This is a genomic window from Chitinophaga sp. HK235, assembly GCF_018255755.1.
Classification (GTDB): Bacteria; Bacteroidota; Bacteroidia; order Chitinophagales; family Chitinophagaceae; genus Chitinophaga.
On the sequence record NZ_CP073766.1, the window covers coordinates 1,408,910 to 1,427,813 of the forward strand.

At 45.5% G+C, this 18,904-nt stretch carries 8 protein-coding genes; 1 reads left to right on the plus strand and 7 read right to left on the minus strand.

Features of this window, described 5'->3' with window-relative positions; translation table 11 throughout:
• Positions 1-52: 52 nt before the first annotated feature.
• A complete protein-coding gene (locus tag KD145_RS04255; protein WP_212004666.1) occupies positions 53-712 on the plus strand; it encodes a response regulator transcription factor in 660 nt (219 codons plus the stop codon).
• Here the strand turns inward: KD145_RS04255 and KD145_RS04260 are convergent.
• The 7 genes from KD145_RS04260 to KD145_RS04290 all read right to left on the minus strand — a co-directional run bounded on the left by KD145_RS04260 (position 681) and on the right by KD145_RS04290 (position 18,904).
• Positions 681-3,689, minus strand: a complete 3,009-nt coding sequence (locus tag KD145_RS04260; protein ID WP_212004667.1) for a sensor histidine kinase — start codon at positions 3,687-3,689, stop codon at positions 681-683. The genes KD145_RS04255 and KD145_RS04260 overlap by 32 nt on opposite strands.
• 328 nt (positions 3,690-4,017) lie before the next feature.
• Entirely contained in the window at positions 4,018-5,121 is a 1,104-nt protein-coding gene (locus KD145_RS04265) for a site-2 protease family protein (protein ID WP_212004668.1), read from the minus strand.
• 18 nt (positions 5,122-5,139) lie between these two features.
• On the minus strand, positions 5,140-6,195 hold the full coding sequence (locus KD145_RS04270) for a type VI immunity family protein (RefSeq protein ID WP_212004669.1): 1,056 nt from the start codon (positions 6,193-6,195) through the stop codon (positions 5,140-5,142).
• A 162-nt stretch (positions 6,196-6,357) separates the two neighbouring features.
• Positions 6,358-7,242: a CPBP family intramembrane glutamic endopeptidase gene (locus KD145_RS04275; protein WP_212004670.1), complete on the minus strand. Its 885-nt coding sequence runs from the start codon at positions 7,240-7,242 to the stop codon at positions 6,358-6,360.
• 11 nt (positions 7,243-7,253) lie between these two features.
• A complete protein-coding gene (locus tag KD145_RS04280; RefSeq protein ID WP_212004671.1) occupies positions 7,254-7,982 on the minus strand; it encodes a thioesterase II family protein in 729 nt (242 codons plus the stop codon).
• A gap of 54 nt (positions 7,983-8,036) precedes the next feature.
• The gene (locus tag KD145_RS04285; RefSeq protein WP_212004672.1) at positions 8,037-9,197 is read right to left on the minus strand and encodes a zinc-binding alcohol dehydrogenase family protein; all 1,161 of its coding nucleotides are present in this window, start codon (positions 9,195-9,197) and stop codon (positions 8,037-8,039) included.
• 77 nt (positions 9,198-9,274) lie between these two features.
• Positions 9,275-18,904, minus strand: a complete 9,630-nt coding sequence (locus KD145_RS04290; RefSeq protein ID WP_212004673.1) for a non-ribosomal peptide synthetase/type I polyketide synthase — start codon at positions 18,902-18,904, stop codon at positions 9,275-9,277.

Genomic DNA, 18,904 nt, shown 5'->3' on the forward strand with positions numbered 1-18,904 from the left:
TTTAGCGACGATAAAAATCTATGCAACCCACGGGCCCTAACCTGGAACGGAAATGATACATGTATTGATAGCAGATGACCATTCGATAGTAAGACTTGGTATGAAACAAATTATCTGCTCGCTGCCTGGTGCTATGCTTGTTACCGAAGCGAAAACATTTGATGAAGCCATTTCTTTTATTGAAACCCAACACTTTGACCTGGCGGTATTGGATATTAATATGCCTGGCGGCAACAACCTGCAGATGATACAGGCAGTGAAGCTACGTCAGCCCGGCATCAGGATACTGATTTTTTCTGCGTATGAAGAAACATTGTATGCCCTTAGCTATGTACAGTCAGGTGCAGATGGTTATATTGAAAAGAATTCCCCGGATGAAGAGATCAAAACAGCCATCCATGCTGTTCTTGCGGGAGAAAAGTATATCAGTAAAGCAGTTCGGGAACAGCTGATCAGAAAATATACGGGGCAACCTGAACATCAAAACCCCTTCTCTGTTCTTTCCGGCCGGGAAATCGAGGTAATGAACCTGCTGATGAAAGGGCTTCCACTGGTAAAAATTGCAGAAATACTTCATTTGCAGCTAACCACTGTCAGCACTTACAAAACGCGCATCTTTGAAAAAACAGGGGTAAAAAATGTGGTTTCTTTAATCGAAAAAGCGCAAATGTACCATGTAACTAATCATGCAGTTGAAGCTGCAGCGAAATGATAGTGCCTCCGTTAGTACCCGGACTGACAAACAATCTTGCATTTATCACGGTAAGCAATTCCTTTACGAGAATCAGCCCTATTCCGGTGCCGTTTAAATGACCAGTGCCGTCATTGTCTGTATGATTGATCCAGTCTCTTACTGCAGGTGGCATGCCGCTGCCGGTGTCTGACAGATGTATTGTCAATACATGCTCACCACTTTCAGCGGTTATCTCCACCCCTCCCCTGACAGTATATTTTACGGCATTGTCCAGCAGGTTATGCAACACCACAGCCAGTAACAACTTGTTCACCACCACTATCATTCCCTGCGGAACATTATTGGTCATCTGTATCCCTTTTGAATCGGATACCGGTTTAAAAATCGCTGTCTTTTCTTCCACTAACTGAAACAGATCTACGACATCTTTGGAAAATTCGCCGGTCAGGAAGGAGGTGCGCATATAATGAATCAGGTTGTCCACCAGGTGATGCATGCGATAGAGGCTCTCATAAGTGACCGTTTTTATTTCTTCCTCCTGCAATCTATTGGATACCGGTTCATTTTTATTAACACGAAGTAAAAATTTCAGCGGTGTTTTAATATCATGGGTAATGGCAGTGAGTAAATGCTTATACATTAAACCCTGTTTACGCAGTTGCTCGTCCGATTCCTGGAGTATGGCCATCGTTTCTTCCAGCTTTTGGGTGCGGTTGAATACCTTTAATTCCAATAGTTTGTTCAGCTGCCGGATACGTCTGATGCGTATTTTGTACAGTACTATTATCAGACAGATCAAAGCGATCAATACCGCTGATCTGAACCAGCCTTTTTCATAAAAAGCTTCCTGTACATGGATGATGATTACCTTTTCAATATACTGGTCTCTTCCGAATCCCTTCAACTTCCGGACCCGGATGCGATAATACCCCGATGGTAAAGAAGATAAAGTGATCGTTCTGTCGCTATTTACGGGTAGCCATATCCGTTCCTCCTGACTCTCGTCTTTCTCCAGGCAATAATAAAAATACAGATTCCTGGGATCACCAAAATAGGGAGAGCTGACATGTAAGCGGAAGGTTTTAAAATTATTCGGTAATTCAAAATGATCACCTCCTTCCGTCACCTTCAGATTATGTTCCATCCAATCGACAAATATTCCCTTATCCGGCATCTCCATCCGGATGGCAGACGGTGTAAATTGAACCAGACCATCCAGCGATGGCAGGGAAATGTCACCGTCATCATATTTAAAGGCACATGGTTCACAGCCGCCATTAAATTCGTTCGTATTAAAGCCCTGATCTTTTCCAAAATAATAATAAAACAAGTCGCGCTGTTTCCCATCCGCAAAATCGAGTACATCCTGTCTGCTGACCCTGAATAAGCCTTTGTTGGTAGTCAGCCAGCAATAACCACGCTCATCTTCCGTAATACAATGGGTGGCAGCCATATACCGCTGGCGGTCCAGCGGCAGAGGCACCAACCGTTTATTCCGGTAAAGAAAAACACCCTGGTTATAGGTGGTGATCCAGATTTCTTCCTGTTTTGGAATGTAGATGCTTCTTACATTCCCTTGTTCCATGCCTTTGATAGTATCGGTACGCCCTGATGGAGAATGGACCCTATATAACCCCTTCTCTGTGCCCACCCATAAAATCCCCGGAGTCTGTTCCTCTTTTATATAGGAAACATCCTCTACTGCAGCGGGGAGAAACTGTAATCGCAGGTCCGGATCAGCCGTTTTTACATAGTATAGTCCGGGATAATTCCCACCCGCCCATAAATTTCCTTCAGCGTCGGCGTAGACCTGTTCAATGAGGTACGGTAATTCAACTTTGTGCAGTACATGGCTAAAATCCGGAGATACGCAGATCAATAGCATTCCATATCTTCCCCAATATCTTCCCTGCTTATCGCGGGCCAGCGTATATTTCTCCAGCGTGTTTTCCTTATTGAATGACAATGGCAGCCAGGTGTGTTTTCCTTTCTGGTTAAAGGTGAGCCCGGAAGCTGTTACCACAGCATTTCCCGGGAAAGGTGCCTGCGCATAAAACACTTCAGCTTCTGAAGCATCCGATTTACGTACAATAAATTGTTGCCGGGTACAAACATAGAGGCCCTTCGTGGAACTTCCCAGGAAAACACGGCTGTTAAGCTGATCGTAATAGATCGAAGTAATATAGTTCTGGTGAAAATCGAAATCCCTCAGCACAATCGAACTATGTATGCGTCCGTCTCGTTCCAGCTGTAATTGATAACAGTTGTTATCCGTATAAATAAAAACCTGGTGTGCTGCCAGATTCCAGAACAATTCTATTCCGCATTTACTAAATGCAGGATCTGACAATATATCTCCTGTAAGGGATACTTTTACCGGCCTCTCTCTCTCCCAGCCTGTTATGTGCCCATCCTTGCCAAGGTAAAAAAGTTTGTTACTGCATACAAACAGCCGCAGCAGGTCGAGCTGAGGTTGTATGATGCGGTACTCCACCTTCCCCTGCTTTACAAAGGAGATCGTATCACGATATGCTGCAAAATAACTGTCCGTACCCTGTGGCATCACAATAGGAGATATTTTTGCAAAATGTGCCGCATAGTCATCAGGCCATCCCCTAATGGGGTAATAATCCTTGAGGGTTTCCTTGTATTGCTGATATTTATATCCCGGCAGCTCCATTCCTACATGCTTTACCTTACTCTCCGTAACCGTGAGTATCTCCCCGATATCCGTTTCTACGGCTATAGCAGTATCATTGGGATAGATCCTGGCCATCCGGCTGCTTTTCAAACCCGGGACGTTATCGCTGCTGAAATTGAGAAAGTAATTGCCATCAAACCTTGTTAAGCCGTTTTCCGTGGCCAGCCACAAAAAGCTGTTCCTGTCCGGCACAATACCCTTTATACTGTTTTGAGGTAAACCATCTTCATCCGTCAAATGTCTGACAAAATAGTGAGCAGTCGTATCCGTCGGAACATTGGACTCCGTTGGCATCAAGTGCAGTAAGCATAGTTGAAAACAAAAAACAAGGTTCATCACAGGACGATATGGCTATACAGCTGTCTATTTTAAAGTGCTGTAAAGATATAAAATATTATTTGCATGATAAGTATAGGTGGCGGCTTTCCTTGTCGGGGCCATCGATCATTTCAAAGGTAAAGCAGTGACGGTGAGTATATACAAGTAATATAAATTCAATGACTTTGGGGTTATAAACGTAACGAATCTACGTTTTTTCGTAAAACTCACTACAGTGAATTCGCATCATATTAAAAATTATTTACCTATACTAAAGCCATATTAAATCCGCCCATGTTTGTATTCAGTCATTACTATGTATAGCCTGTTGCACCAATATCAATTCGCTTATATTGTCTTTATCCACCATTCCCAGCAGTCTTCCGTTTTCCAGAACGGGACAAACAGTCGCATCATTCGCCAGCATTTTCATGTAAACTTCCTGCAGATTCATATCTGGTGTAAGTATGGTAAAATCTGTTCTCATAATCCCTGATATAGGCGCTGATTGTCCAAAGGAGGAAAGTCCATGTATCAGTTCCTTCCGGGTAAGTACACCCTTCACTTCTTCATTAATAGTTACCAGAAAATCATGCTCCTGTCCATCCAGCAATATCTGCACAGCCTTTTCAATGTTATCACCGGGAGATAAGGGAGTAAATCGCCTCATCAGCACATCCCGTACTTTAAAACCAGCCAATACATTTTTTGTTGTTTCAAATGCCGCTTCAGTTCCGGCGCCCAGGTATATGAACAGACCGATAAACACCAGCCAGAAGTTATAGAAGAAACCGAAGAAAACAAAGATCACCGCCAGTATCTGGCCAATAAGGGCAGCCACGCGGGTTGCTTCAATCCGGCTTATTTTGAAGGAAAGGGCAGCCCGTAATACTCTTCCCCCATCCATAGGGAATGCCGGGATCAGGTTAAATACCGCCAATGCAATATTTGCAGCCATCAGATTAAATGCAAAAGGAAGGTCCTGCAGATGCTTTGCATTTTTCCATGCTCCCAGCTCCGGCATGGTCCCTGTTGCCCGCAGATATATCCACAATATCGCAGCTATTACAACATTCATTGCCGGACCTGCCAATGCTACCACCAATTCCTGTCCTGGTTTTTCCGGCATACTTTCCAGGCTGGCAATGCCGCCAATCGGGTAAATAGTAATATCCCTTGTACGAATCCCGTATCGCTGAGCAGTAAGTGCATGACTGAATTCATGCAGTACCACACAGGCAAATAAAGCCAGAATAAACGCCACTCCCCATAAGCCTGCCATCCAGTCATGCCCCATTTCCGCATGGAGCAGGAATATCCAGCCAATGAGTATTAAAAAAGTCCAATGGATATATACTTCAATACCAGAAAATTTTCCAAGATATAATGACAACCTCTTCTTTTTCATGGTATAAATTTTACGTAATCAACGCTTATGAAAATGCAGTTCCCAACCGGCCGCATCGAGATAATCCTCTTCCCTCGGCAGCAGTAATAAAGGCTGCAATAACTGTGCTGCATCATAGTAAGCGTCCGGCGCTTTTCCGCTGTCACCAATACCAGGTGCATCGCCGGCCTGAACAATATATCCTTTAGTCAGCGGGCGCAGAGAAACAGAAGGGTAACCGGCGGCCTGTTTCAGGAAACCCTCTTCCCCACCAAGAAATACCAGTGCCTCGTCACTGATCATATTCAGCCAGTTGATCCGTTTGAGCTGAGGCACAAAACAGTTTTTTTCCAGCGAGAAATGCCGTCCCAGCATCACAGTAATACCGGGGATGCGGTAATCGAAGCCGGGATGTTCTGCCAGCAGCTGCTTAAGTTTAGCCTGTGCCTGACTGTTACTGTAACCTTCCCATTTCACCATGGTATAACCCGCGGACGCTGAAAAAAAACTGCCGCTTTGTATTATCCGGAAACCGGACACCCAATCCAAAAACGCCGAAGCGCCGGTAAAACTGTCTACGGGCAGACAGATATTCATTTCACTGATGCTGACGCCCTTGTACAGCTGCTTACTACCCGTTGCTTCCAGTTCGGCCCGGTACTTTACTGCCAGCTCTGCTGCCGCAGCCAGGTTTCGCGGTGTGGCCGGCCGCCTGTGTATCAGACATTCAAACGAAGCATCACCGATACCACCTCCCTCATCTTTAATCCCTACCCCACCGCGGTTGGCCAGTCTTCTCCACAGAAAATTTTGCTTTGCAGCCAGGAAATCGGGAAACTGCTGCAGGGCTTTATCTTTGTTTCGTATACGCGTTTCCGCTGTTGTAGTACCACCGTTGTGATAGTTAAATACCGGCTCCAGAAGTTCCAATGCCCGGTTATAAAAATCGAGCATCAGTTCATCATCAGTATACTGGAAATAAACAGTCAGATACAGGCAGGGCTGCAGATATTCCTGCCAGTAACGAACAGGGGGCGTATGGTTTGTTTCCTTATAATCTCTGCATCTAAAGACATCCCAATTACGTTGTTCCATGCGGGTTATAATTGATTTTCATTTGAGAGATTAAAGCTACTCTATTTTCTTCAGTCATAGCTTGATGAAGGAGGGTACAATAATATTTTGATTTAATCAACAGAAAAGCCTTCCGTATCCGGAAGGCTTCCACGTTATTTGATGCAGGTACTTATACGTTTATTAGCTCCAATTTAATTGTCTTTTCACCACCTTCCGAAAGACCAAGGTTACAAAAACAGTAACAATTAAAGCGCAAAACGCCAGACTGGCCAACACAGGGCCCTGTGCTGCCGGTATTGGAGCATAATGCAATAGAATAACAATTAAATTATTTGTGATGTGAGCTGCTATCGCATACCAGATATTTTTCGACCACACAAAAATATACCCTAACAAAGCCCCTGATATCATGATGGGAATAAAGCTATAGAACTGAAAATGAAATAAACTAAACAAAAAGGCAGTAACCCATACAGCATAATGATGGTTCCTTAAATCATGCTGAAGCTGCAACTGAATCATACCCCGGAAAAAAAACTCCTCGACAATGCCCGGAATAACGGCCATAACAATGGCACTAACTATAAATCCTCTGGTATCATTCAGATTAAACAATGCATTGGTCATATTCCCTGCTTGTGCTTCACTCTCTTTTAAAAGTTTTTCCAATGCAGCAAACGAAGCAGGCAACTCAATACTATGGTTTAAATTAATCAGAATGGTTACCAAAGGTAACATTGTAACGATCGGCAGTATTGATAATATAAGGGGTAATGGCCGGACTTTATTATTTGCCCACAATTCACGCAGCAAAGGTTTATTCAGTAACAATAAAAAAAACACCGGCACTATTAAGAAACTAAACAGGGAATAACAAACTGATTGAAATAAAACAAGGGACTTATCCACGCTTCCGATATCCTTTGTCAGTTCCTCCATTTGAAAAGCATCTACAGTAAAAACCAGACTGGTCAATAACATGGTTAACAGCTGTCCCAGTAGTGGGCAAATAACTATAAGGATCGCTGTATAAAAAGTCCGGAATTTATCCATCATACTTTTCATGCTACAATAGATTATATTTGATTGAACCCGGCCACTTCGCACAAACCGTCAATTTTGCGCTTTATATAAGCCAGCAGCGTTTGCATCTGTGAAAATATAAAAAAATGCTGTCCTGGCAATTGCGTGTATTCAAAATCCGCGGTGGTCTCATTTTTCCATAATAAAGCCTGTTGAGGAGAAACATTTTCTTCTTTACCAGTCACCACATACATCGGTATGCTAAAAGGCGCTGTTGCTTTATACCTGCACTTTTCCAGCGCTTCGATATCTGCCCGGAAAATGGGTACATAGAACTCCATAAAATCGGAATTCCCCAAAATTTCATCCGGGAGTCCTCCAAGATGAGCCAGACTTCGAATAAAATCTTCCCTGGACATATTATATCTGATTGGCGCCTGCCATCCGTTTACAATAGAGCCTGCTCCTGTTAAAAACAGTGCCAATGGCGGCTCCAATTGATTCTCCAATATCTTTCTCACCATCAGATAACTTACAACAGCCCCCATACTATGACCATAAATCACATAAGGCCCTTCAACAGCCAACGCTTTAAACTGAACAAAAAGATCTTCAATGAGCACTTCCATATCATTAATCAGATCTTCCCCAATTCTGGAACCCCTACCCGGGTATTCTATCGTAATTAAGTTAATATAGTCCGGCAAAAACTTGGAAAATTCATCGTAGGAGTAGATATTCCCACCTGCAAATGGAAAACAAACCAGATTTATTTTTCTCATAATTTAAACTATTATCCTGTTAAAGTCCATTGTTTAATTTTGATTCTTTCTTCATCATTCATCATTGATCTTATATAAAGGGAAATAGCTGATCAGGTTACCGGTAGTGTAATCACTGCAAAGCCGGGGAATTTCATCCCATTCGTACACATAATCCACATCTACCTGCGGCATCCAGTTATTACGCAGTGCGTATTCCATGGCCTCTATTGCTTCTGCGTGTTTTGCATAATGGGTATGAACATGAATATGTCTGTTAATGCTCTCTATTGCCCTGAGATGGGATAACTCCATGCCCCATTTCCAACCGGATGTAGCAATGACACCTTGTCTTGACAACGCTTTTAAGGTAGCTCTGTATACCGACAATCCTATGTTATCGATAAATATTGCAGCCCCTGCCCCGCCTGTAATCTCATTGATTTGCTCCAGAAACAGTTTTTCGGACGCTCTGTAATTTTTCTTATATGCTTCATCATTCGTATAACGCTCATGATCATAGTGCAGATGAGGGAACCCTCTTCTGTCAACAGTGATAATACCAGCCTGTTCAAGACTTTCTTTTCTCTCATTCAGCGATGTTATCATGGCCGCATTAAATCCATAGTTTTTGGCCAGCAACAATTCAGCTAAACTCACGCCGCCTCCCCATGATACCACAAATTCATTTTCAACGGGAACATCTCCCATCTGGGACTGCCAACACTTCAGGGCAACTTTCCAGTTTGCCCATGCAGTAACATACCGCAGAGAAAAAGCGGCCCATTGTTTTAAGGAAAAGCCCGAGTTCTCCGGGATTGGGATCAAGGTATGCCTGCTTACTTTTGATTTCCTTGAAAGCAACCCAAAGGTATTCGGAGCATCATAGGCTAAAATCTTCTCCGGATAGCCATATTTATCGGAAATGGCATTGCAGAAAAGCATACAGACATCACCCGGTTTTAAATCTTTAACATTTTTTCCGGTATCGATTACCTTTACTACACCTGCATTGCCCAATACAATTTTATCCTCTTTTCTTTGCATACATATATCAACCGGGTCCCGCATGATAGCATGATGCATATTTCCTTCCCAACAGCCGTAGATGGGATGAATCAAGACCTCATCCGGCAATAGGACACCTAAATTCATTTCCTCACGTATTAACAATCCGGGCTCAGTATTTCCATTGCCACTGTTGAGAATCCATGCCTCTGTAATAATTTCTGCCATTTTGTTTTTAATTTTAGTTTTTTAAAAAAGAAGTAGTGAATATTCGATCGGCCTAATTATGTTGGCAAGCGATTCTTTTAGCTATTTGTTTTCATTTCATCCTGGGCAAGAGACACAGCCCTTTCACGGCTGTAGAATTGAACAAGCTTTTGAATGGTATTGTATTTAAACAAATCTGCCGGGCTGATATGCTCAAATCCGTCCAGTTCATTAAGCTTCTTTTTCAGTTGAATACTCAGTACTGAATTACCGCCTATTCTAAAGAAATTATGCTGGGTGCTGATTTGTTCGCTGGCAAGTCCCAATACTTCTGCATAGATCAGGCACAATTTATTTTCCAGTTCTGTAGCAGGAGGAACATGCGCTTCCTTCATCACATTAAAGCCCGGATCAGGGAAAGCCCGTTTATCCAGTTTTCTGTTAATCGTCAGCGGGAAAGATTCCATGGCAACCAGACCAGCAGGCATCATGTATTCCGGCAATACTTTGGCCAGTGTGTCCAGTATAAATTCCTGGGTCAGTGAAGCCGCATCGGGGAATGATCTATCCGGAACATAATATCCCACGAGATATTTAGTGCTGCCGGATGCTGTCTGTCTTTCCTTTGCCAGCACGCAGCTTTGCCGGATGCCGGGAATCTGCAGGAGCGCCTGTTCTATTTCCGGCAACTCTATTCTGAACCCGCGGATCTTTACCTGCTCATCATTTCTACCGATGTAATCTATACTGCCGTCCTCCATCCATCTTACCAGATCTCCTGTTTTGTAAAGCCGCGTATATCCTTTAGCGTTATCTCCTTCGGTTGCAAATGGATTGGCAATAAAACGCGCTGCCGTTAATTCTTCGTTATGGAAATAACCTCTTGCCAGGCCGGCGCCTCCTATATACAATTCTCCGGTAACGCCCACCGGTACCGGTTGAAGGCTGGGATCGAGGATATAGAACTTAACATTTTCAAGCGCTTTACCTATATTGGTATGCAGGTCCCCTTCTGAATACGAGTGCAGACTTGAACCAACTGTATTCTCTGTGGGGCCGTAACCATTGATCAGCTCCCGGCCCTGGCTCCATTGCTGCATTAACTTCAAGGCAGTCACCTCACCGGAAACGACCAGTGTCTTCAATGCCGGCATACCAGACGACGACATTACGTTTAACAAAACAGGAGGCAATGAAGCATTCGTTATTTTACATTTATCCATGTATTCAGTCAATAGCTGGCCATCCTGTCTGATAGCGCCGGTTACCACGAAGAGCTGGGCACCAAAGGCCAGCGTGCTGAATATATCCCACGCCGATGCATCAAATACCAGGGAAGCATATTGCACTACCTTCGATTCAGGGTTGATGTTAAATCTGTCTCTTTGTGAAAACACCAGGTTCATCAGACTTTCATGTTCTATCATCACACCTTTGGGTTTACCGGTGGTACCGGAGGTATAGATGATATAGGCAAGGTCCCGGGATGAACTGTATGCCGGCAGGTTGGCGATATCTTCATGGAGGTAAAAATCTTCCGTCAGGTCTGCATAAAGTATCTTCTCTTCAGGAAGCTGTACCTCTCTCCTTTTACGTTGGCACAGTATCAGCGCAGCACCGGTATCTTCCAATATATAATCGATCCTTTGCTGGGGGTAGGAAGGATCCAGGGGAACATAAGCTCCACCGGCCTTCAGCACGGCCAGTATGCTTACAATCATCTCCAGGCCCCTGCTCTGGCACAAGGCTATCAGGGTATCCGGTTTTAATTCCTGCCCCGTCCTTTGCCGGTATTGCGTTCTGATTTGACGGGCCAACTGATTGCTCTTTTCATTGAGCTGCTTATAACTCAGCTGCTGGTCTTCACAAACAAGCGCAATATTGTCCTCACTTTCCGTGGCCTGCTCTTCAAAATACTGATGAAAGGTTTTTCCTTTGGGATATAACTTATCGGTAGCAGTCCATTCGTATACGATCTGCCGGTACTCTTCGGGTGACAATAAACAGATGCTGTTATATTCTTTTTCAGGCGCCTTCGTCAGTGTTTCCAGCAGTTGGATAAAATGCCTGATCAGCCGGGAAATCGTTTCTTCCCGGAACAGGCTGGTGGCATAGCTGACCTGTCCTCTGATTTCTTCCCCGCTGTCATCAATTAAGATAGACAGATCAAATTTTTCTATTTCGAAAGAAAGCGAACCTTCGTAGGGCTTCAGATATGCTTTTTGCTGCTCGGCTGTCTCATTAGCAAAGCTCTGTACCGCAAACGCTACCTGGAAGAGCGGATGCCGTGAAGGATCCTGCTCCACGCCCAGTTCACTGACCAGTTTCTCAAAAGGCAGATCCTGATACTGTTGTGCCTCCATCTGTTGCTGATGAACATCCCGAACCAGCTCTTCAAAGCTCTGGGTATTGCTTAACAGCGCCCTGTTGGTCAGGGTATTGACAAAGAAACCGATAAGGTCCTGTGTCTGTCTGTGATGACGGTTGGCAATAGGACTTCCTATCAGGATATCATCCTGTCCGGTGTATTTACCAAACAGAATATAAGCGCTGCTCAGCAGTGCACTGTGTATGGTCACCCCATGCTGTCGCACCAGCGCCCGTAATCTGTCACTGAGGGCTTTATTGAGTAGGAACGCTTCTCTTGCTCCGCTGTAATCTATTCTGGCCGGCCTTGGATAATCGGTAGGCAAGACCAAAGTCTGATAACCGGACAACCTGTCCTTCCAGTAGTTGAGCTGTTTGTCCAGCATTTCTCCCGTCAGCCAGGTCCGTTGCCACAGGGCAAAGTCCTTGTACTGAATCTCTAAAGCAGGCAAGCTAAAGGAAGTATCCTGCTGCATATATGCCTGGTAGTAAGCCAGTAGTTCCTTTTGGAATATTTCGATGGACCAGCCATCAGTAGCAATATGATGTATATTGATGAGCAATATCCTTCTTTCCGTCCGGGTTTTGTAGAATTTCACCCGTATCGGGTAATCATGCTGCAAATCAAAGGGACGGTTGATATCTTCTGTCAGCAATACCTCCAGATCGTCCGAAGCGGTCAACTGTATCTCTTCCACAGGCAAAGGTTCCTGATGGACCAGCTGAATGCCCTGCCGGTTGCGGCCTTCTATCGTAGTTCTTAACACCTCGTGTCTGGCAACAATCTGCCGGAGTGCATACTTTAATCCTTCCGGGTCTGTGGCATCGCCCAGTTCATACACCGCCGGTATATGATAAGCATTGGTCCCTTCTTCGTACTCTTCAATAAACCAAAGACGCTCCTGGGCAAAGGAAAGGATGACCTGACTATCATCGGTCCGGGAGATAATGACCGCTGCCTGCTCCGGATTATGAAGCAGGAGCTGTGCAATGGTCCTGTGTTTGAACACATCTGTCACTTTTATTTCCTTCCCCAACAGTTTACTTATTTTGTGGGAAGCCCGTATGGCCAGGATAGAGTTGCCGCCTATCTTAAAGAAATCATCATGCAAAGAGATCTGCTCCAGGCCAAGCAGCTCAGCAAATATCTGCGCCACCTGGTATTCTGTTTCCGAATACTTATTCTCCAATATCTCTATTGTTTTTTCCGCTTCCGGGAGTTGTGCAGGCTCGTATGCTGACACATTATCCTTTCCTTTCTCCAGCCAGTACCTTCGATGATTAAACTGGTAGACCGGTAAAGAACGGAGTAGTACCGCCTGTCCGAACAACCTGCTTTCATTAGGTTGCTGAATAATTCCATTCATCCACAGTTTCGCAATAATACGTTCCCTGGAATCCATATTCAGATAAGCGTCATTGGCTTCTTTGGCGGAAGGCAACAGATGCAGGGCCCCGATCGAATAATGGCTGTATGCATCCCTATATTTGCCAACAAAATAGCACAACCCTTTTCCAGGGCCTATTTCAACAAAGCTGACTTTATGGTTATACTTCCTGCTCAGGCAGTCTATGCCCTTCGCAAACTGCACCGTATCCCGAAGTTGCTTGCACCAGTATTCCGGGGTCGCCACTTCATCAGTAGCAATCTCACCACTCAGATTTGAGATAAAGGGTTTTGCAGGCTTATTTAATTTTATATCTCTGATTAACGCATTGAATTTTCTTGCAGTTTCATCCATCATTCTGGAATGCCCTGCTACAGGGACACTGATTCTTACCACCGGGATTTCGAGTTGCTCCAATGCATATTGGAGGTTGTCTACGTCTTTCACCTCTCCGGAAGCAATAATATCTTCCGTTGAATTAATAACGGCGATATCACAATTGTGCTTTGTTACTATTTCCTTAATCGTTTCTTCTCTGGCATTAATGGCGAGCATGCCTCCCGGCTCCATCTCCAGCATGAGTTGACCTCTGGCGATAACCAGTCTGATGGCGTCTTCCAGCGCGAACACGCCCGCTATAGTAGCGGCTACGTATTCTCCCAGGCTGTGCCCGATGTAAGCATCTGCTTTGATACCCAGTTCTTCCAGGTACCTGGCCAGTGAATATTCAATGACAAACAGGGATATGGGCGCCCACTGCATATCATTGATGTCATACTGTACCCCTTCCCCATCAGCATAGATGACCTTAAAGAGATCAGCATCCAGGTGTTGGTTAGCCAGGGATATACAGTGGTCTATGGTGTTTTTGAAAGAAGGTCCATTTTGGTATAAGTCCCGGGTCATGTTTACATATTGTACGCCCTGACCGGGGAACATCAGCACCATCCTGTTTTCATCTGCGGAACCGGCCTGTCCGTAGGAAGTATCCTGCTTTAACCGGTCTGCCAGTTCAGTTATATTTTTAACACAATAAGCACTGCGGTGCTGGAAGTGCGCCCGTTTTTCCTGCAGCGTATAGGCGATATCGTTAATCTTTAATAAGGGATTGGCCTCACAGGTTTTTATCAGCGCCTGTTTGTAGTTCTCCAGGGACTGCCGACTTTTGGCCGATACAGGTACAATATACAGTACCTCCTCGTCCCGGACCGGATCTGTTTCCTGCGTTGCCGGTGTATCGGGAATATAGTCTCCTACAATTACATGCGCATTGGTGCCACCGATACCAAAGGCACTCACTCCTGCCAGGCGCTGTCTGCCAGGAACCGGCTGCCATGGCCTGTTCTCTTTAATAATCCCGAAGCCGGTATCTTCCAGCTTCAGCTCAGCATTAGGTGTGTTGAAGTTAACCTGACCGGGCATGATGTTATGCTGCAGCATGGCGCATACTTTAATCAACCCTGCAACACCGGCAGCTGTATCTGTATGGCCTATATTGGCTTTAACAGCTCCCAGCATTGTTTTACGGGCAGAGTCTTTCTTACCGGAACGGCTAAACGCAAAAGCATCCCTTAATGCCTGCACTTCGATAGGGTCGCCCAGTTGTGTAGCCGTACCATGGCACTCTACATAATCTATCTGGTCTGATGTTATGCCCGCCATCCGCTGGGCGTTGATGATACATTCTGTCTGACCTGTTACAGAAGGAGCAGTATAACCGGTTTTCCGGGCACCGTCATTATTGGTTGCATAGCCCTTGATAACTCCCAGAATATGATCACGGTCTTCAACAGCATCTTTCAGTCTCTTCAGTAATACCACGCCTACACCTGATCCGGAGGTAGTACCGGATGAGTCCTGGTCAAAAGTCCGGCAATGGCCGTCCCTGGAATGGGTCATTCCTTCCCGGTACAGGTAACCTATGTGTTCAGGCATACCCAGTGACACCCCACCGGCGAGCGCCATATCACATACACCCAGCTGCAGGTTTTTACACGCCTCTACCACAGCCACCAGCCCTGTAGAGCAAGCGGTATTGATAGAATTGGCAGGACCTGTCAGGTCCAGCAGGTAGGCTGTTTGAGTGGCTAAGGCGTGTTTACTGTTGGACACAAATGCCTCCCACGCATCCACCTGCCCCGCCATCTCTCCCCGCAGGACACGGTCATGTAAGTAAAAATTTTCACCACTGCCCGCAAATACACCGATATTGTACTTTCCGCGCTCAGTCACATAACCGGAAGATTCCAATGCAAACCAGCAATGCTCTATGAACTTCCGGATTTGCGGGTCCAGCTGTCTGGCCTCATTGGGCGAAAGCTCCCAGAACATAGGATCAAACAGCTCAATATCTTTCACTTTACCTGCTACCGGCACAAAATCAGGATGTTCTACCAATGCGTCGTCCAGTTGCAGCTCCCGGCATTCGTCTTTACTGTAGAACCGGAGCCCTTCCTGCTGGCTGGAGATAATTTGCCAGAGCTCATCCACATTGTCTACCCCACTGAATGCACCTGAAACAGCAACAATGGCAATTTCATGGCTTTCTCCCTGTATGTTTTTTTGCAGCTTGTAGGTTGTTGCAGCATCCTGACGGATACTTTCCACCAGCTTCTGAATAGTGTTATACTTAAACAGATCTGCCGCGCCGATATGCTTGAATTCATCGAGCTGATTGAGCTTTTTCTTCAGCTGAATACTCTTAATAGAGTTGCCACCTATTCTGAAAAAGTTCTGATGGATACCGATTTGCTCAACTGCAAGCCCCAATACCTCTGCATAGAGTTGGCACAGTTTATTTTCCAGCTCAGTAGCGGGAGGAACATGTGTATCCGTCGTATTAAATTCAGGATCAGGAAGGGCGCGTTTATCCAGCTTACCGTTAATGGTCAGCGGGAAGGACTCCATGGACACCAGGCTACCGGGCAGCATATAATCGGGTAATACTTCGGATAATCTGTCCAATACAAAATCCTGAGCAACCGGAGCTGTATCCGGAACATAATATCCTGCAAGATATTTATCATTACCAGACGCAGTAACCCGCTCCTTTACCAGGACACAGCTTTGCCGGATACCGGGTACATGCAGCAGTGCCTGTTCTATTTCCGCCAGCTCTATCCTGAATCCGCGGACCTTCACCTGTTCATCGTTTCTGCCCATGTACTCTATACTGCCATCCGCCAGCCACCTTGCCAGATCTCCCGTCTTGTAAAGCCGCGTATGTGCCTGGGCGTTATCTTCTTCCGTGGCAAAAGGATCGGTAATAAAACGTTCGGCTGTTAATTCGCTGTTATTGAGGTACCCTCTTGCCAGACCGGCACCGCCTATATGCAATTCCCCGATAACACCTACCGGCACCGGCTGAAGGCCGGAGTCCAGGATGTGTAACTTAGCATTATTGATAGGTTTTCCTATATTGGTGTTCAGGTCGCCTGCTGTATAAACATGCATACTGGCGATGACTGTATTTTCTGTAGGACCGTATGCATTAACCAGCTTCCGTCCCTGGCTCCATTCCTGCATTAATTTCAAAGCGGTCACGTCACCTCCGGCAACGAGTGTTTTTAATCCCTGCAAACCAGAAGAGGACATTACACTTAACAGAACAGGCGGCAGGAGGGCTGTTGTAGTTCCGTTTTCATTCATATACTCACTCAGCAGCTGAGCATCCTGTCTTATATTACCTGGAACGATGATCAGCCGGGCGCCTAAAGTCAAAGCGCTGAATATTTCCCACACTGATGCATCAAACACCAGAGAGGCATATTGTAATACTCCCGATGCTGTGTTTATTTCTAGTTTCTCCTTTTGTACAAACACCAGGTTCATCACGCTCTCATGTTCTATCATCACCCCTTTGGGTTTACCGGTGGTGCCGGAAGTATAGATGATATAGGCGAGGTCCCGGGCCGAACTGCAGGCTGGCAGATTGGAGGCATCTTCCTTGCGGTACAGCTCTTCTGTCAGGTCTGCATAAAGCACTTTCTCTGCCGGCAACTGTAATTCGCTGTCCCTGCGAAGGCTCAGTACCAGCACTGCCCCGGTATCTTCCAATATAAAATCTATCCGTTGCTGCGGATAGGAAGGGTCCATAGGAACATAAGCCCCTCCTGCCTTCAGCACAGCCAGTATACTCACCACCATCTCCAGTCCCCTGTCCATACACAGCGCGATCAATGCATCTGGTTTTAACTCCTGCCCTGTTCTTTGCCGGTATTGTTCGCGGATATAACGGGCCAGCTGATTGCTCTTTTCATTGAGTGCTCTATAGCTCAATTGCTGGTCCTGATAAACAAGTGCTATGTTATCCGGATGCTCCGCAGTCTGTTCTTCAAAAAGCTGATGAATCGTTTTCCCTTTGGGATATGCTTTACCGGTAGCGTTCCGGCTGTAAATATTTTCGCGATACTCTTCGGGTGACAGTAAACTGAAGCTGCTGTATGCTTTTTCCGGCGCCTGCGTAAGCGTATCCAGCAGGTATATATAGTGTTGGATCAGCCTCGCTATGGTTTCTTCCCGGAACAGGCTGGTGGCATAACTGATCCGTCCTGCTATCTCTTCGCCGCTATCATTGACCATGACTGACAGATCAAATTTTTCTACTTCGTAAGAGAGGGAGCCTTCGTAGGATTTAAGAAATACCTGCTGCTCCGGCGGCGGATTACTGCCAAAACTCTGTACCACAAATATGATCTGAAAAAGCGGATGCCGTGAAAGGTCCTGCTCCACCCCCATTTCACTGACCAGCTTCTCAAAAGGCAGGTCCTGATGCTGCTGTGCTTCCATCTGCTGGCGATGAACTTCCTGGATCAGCTCTCCGTAACTTTGGGTATTGTTAAGTTGTGTTCTGTTGATCACGGTATTGACAAAGAAACCGATAAGGTCCTGCGTCTGCCTGTAGTGGCGGTTGGCAATCGGACTTCCTATCAGGATGTCATCCTGTCCGGTATATTTACCCAGGAGAATATTAATACTGCTCAGCAGTACACTGTGCATGGTTACTCCATATTTCCTGACCAGCGCCTTTAACCTGTCACTGACCTCTTTACTAAGGGTGAATGTTTGATGGGCGCCACTGTAGCTTATCTTCTCCGGCCTTGGATAATCGGTAGGCAAGGTCAAAGTCTGATAACCGGAAAGCCTGTCCTTCCAGTAGCTTAATTGTCTGTCCAGTGTTTCTCCTGTCAGACAAGACCTTTGCCACAGGGCGTAGTCCTTGTACTGGATCTCCAGTGCAGGCAGGTTAAAGGCCATGTCTTTCCGGATGTATGCCTGGTAATAAGCAGAGAGTTCTCTTTCAAATACTTCGGCTGACCAGCCATCACTGGCAATATGATGCATGTTGATGAGCAATACCGTTTTGGCGTATGGCTTATCTGCATCAGCATTTTCTGCCTCTATCCTGTAAAATTTCACCCGTATTGGGTACTCTTTCCGCAGATCAAAGGGACGGTTGATATCTTCCAGAAGAAATTCCTCCAGATCGTCGTTGGCCGACAGCAGGAACTCCTGAATAGCCAGTGGTTTCTTGTGCACTACCTGCACTGCCTGGCGGTCCCCGCCTTCGATGGTTGTTCTTAATATTTCATGTCTGGCCACAATCTTCCGGAATGCATATTTAAGCCCTTCCACATCTGTGGCATCACCCAGTTCATACACCGCTGGTACATGATAGGCGTTGGTTCCTTCTTCATATTCCTCGATAAACCAAAGCCGTTCCTGGGCTGAACTCAACGGGTATTCAGCCGTCACATTATCCCGGAGAATAATGGTGCTCAGAAATTTTTCTTTCGAGAAAATCTCATTCTCCCGGAGAACAGACAATATTTCAGGTTTATGATGGACGATAAAGTTGTCCGTCTCTGCATCCTGAAATTTTTCAGGGGCCGAAAGTTTTATTTTTCCGTTATCAAGCCAAATAGCTCCGGCATTCAGTCTTAGCCTGTAAAAAAATGAATGAATATTCTCCAT

Coding starts and splice junctions, on each gene's coding strand:
- KD145_RS04255 (WP_212004666.1), top strand. CDS start 53: ATGATACATGTATTGATAGCAGATGACCATTCGATAGTAAGACTTGGT.
- KD145_RS04260 (WP_212004667.1), bottom strand. CDS start 3,689: ATGCCAACGGAGTCCAATGTTCCGACGGATACGACTGCTCACTATTTT.
- KD145_RS04265 (WP_212004668.1), bottom strand. CDS start 5,121: ATGAAAAAGAAGAGGTTGTCATTATATCTTGGAAAATTTTCTGGTATT.
- KD145_RS04270 (WP_212004669.1), bottom strand. CDS start 6,195: ATGGAACAACGTAATTGGGATGTCTTTAGATGCAGAGATTATAAGGAA.
- KD145_RS04275 (WP_212004670.1), bottom strand. CDS start 7,242: ATGAAAAGTATGATGGATAAATTCCGGACTTTTTATACAGCGATCCTT.
- KD145_RS04280 (WP_212004671.1), bottom strand. CDS start 7,982: ATGAGAAAAATAAATCTGGTTTGTTTTCCATTTGCAGGTGGGAATATC.
- KD145_RS04285 (WP_212004672.1), bottom strand. CDS start 9,197: ATGGCAGAAATTATTACAGAGGCATGGATTCTCAACAGTGGCAATGGA.
- KD145_RS04290 (WP_212004673.1), bottom strand. CDS start 18,904: ATGGAGAATATTCATTCATTTTTTTACAGGCTAAGACTGAATGCCGGA.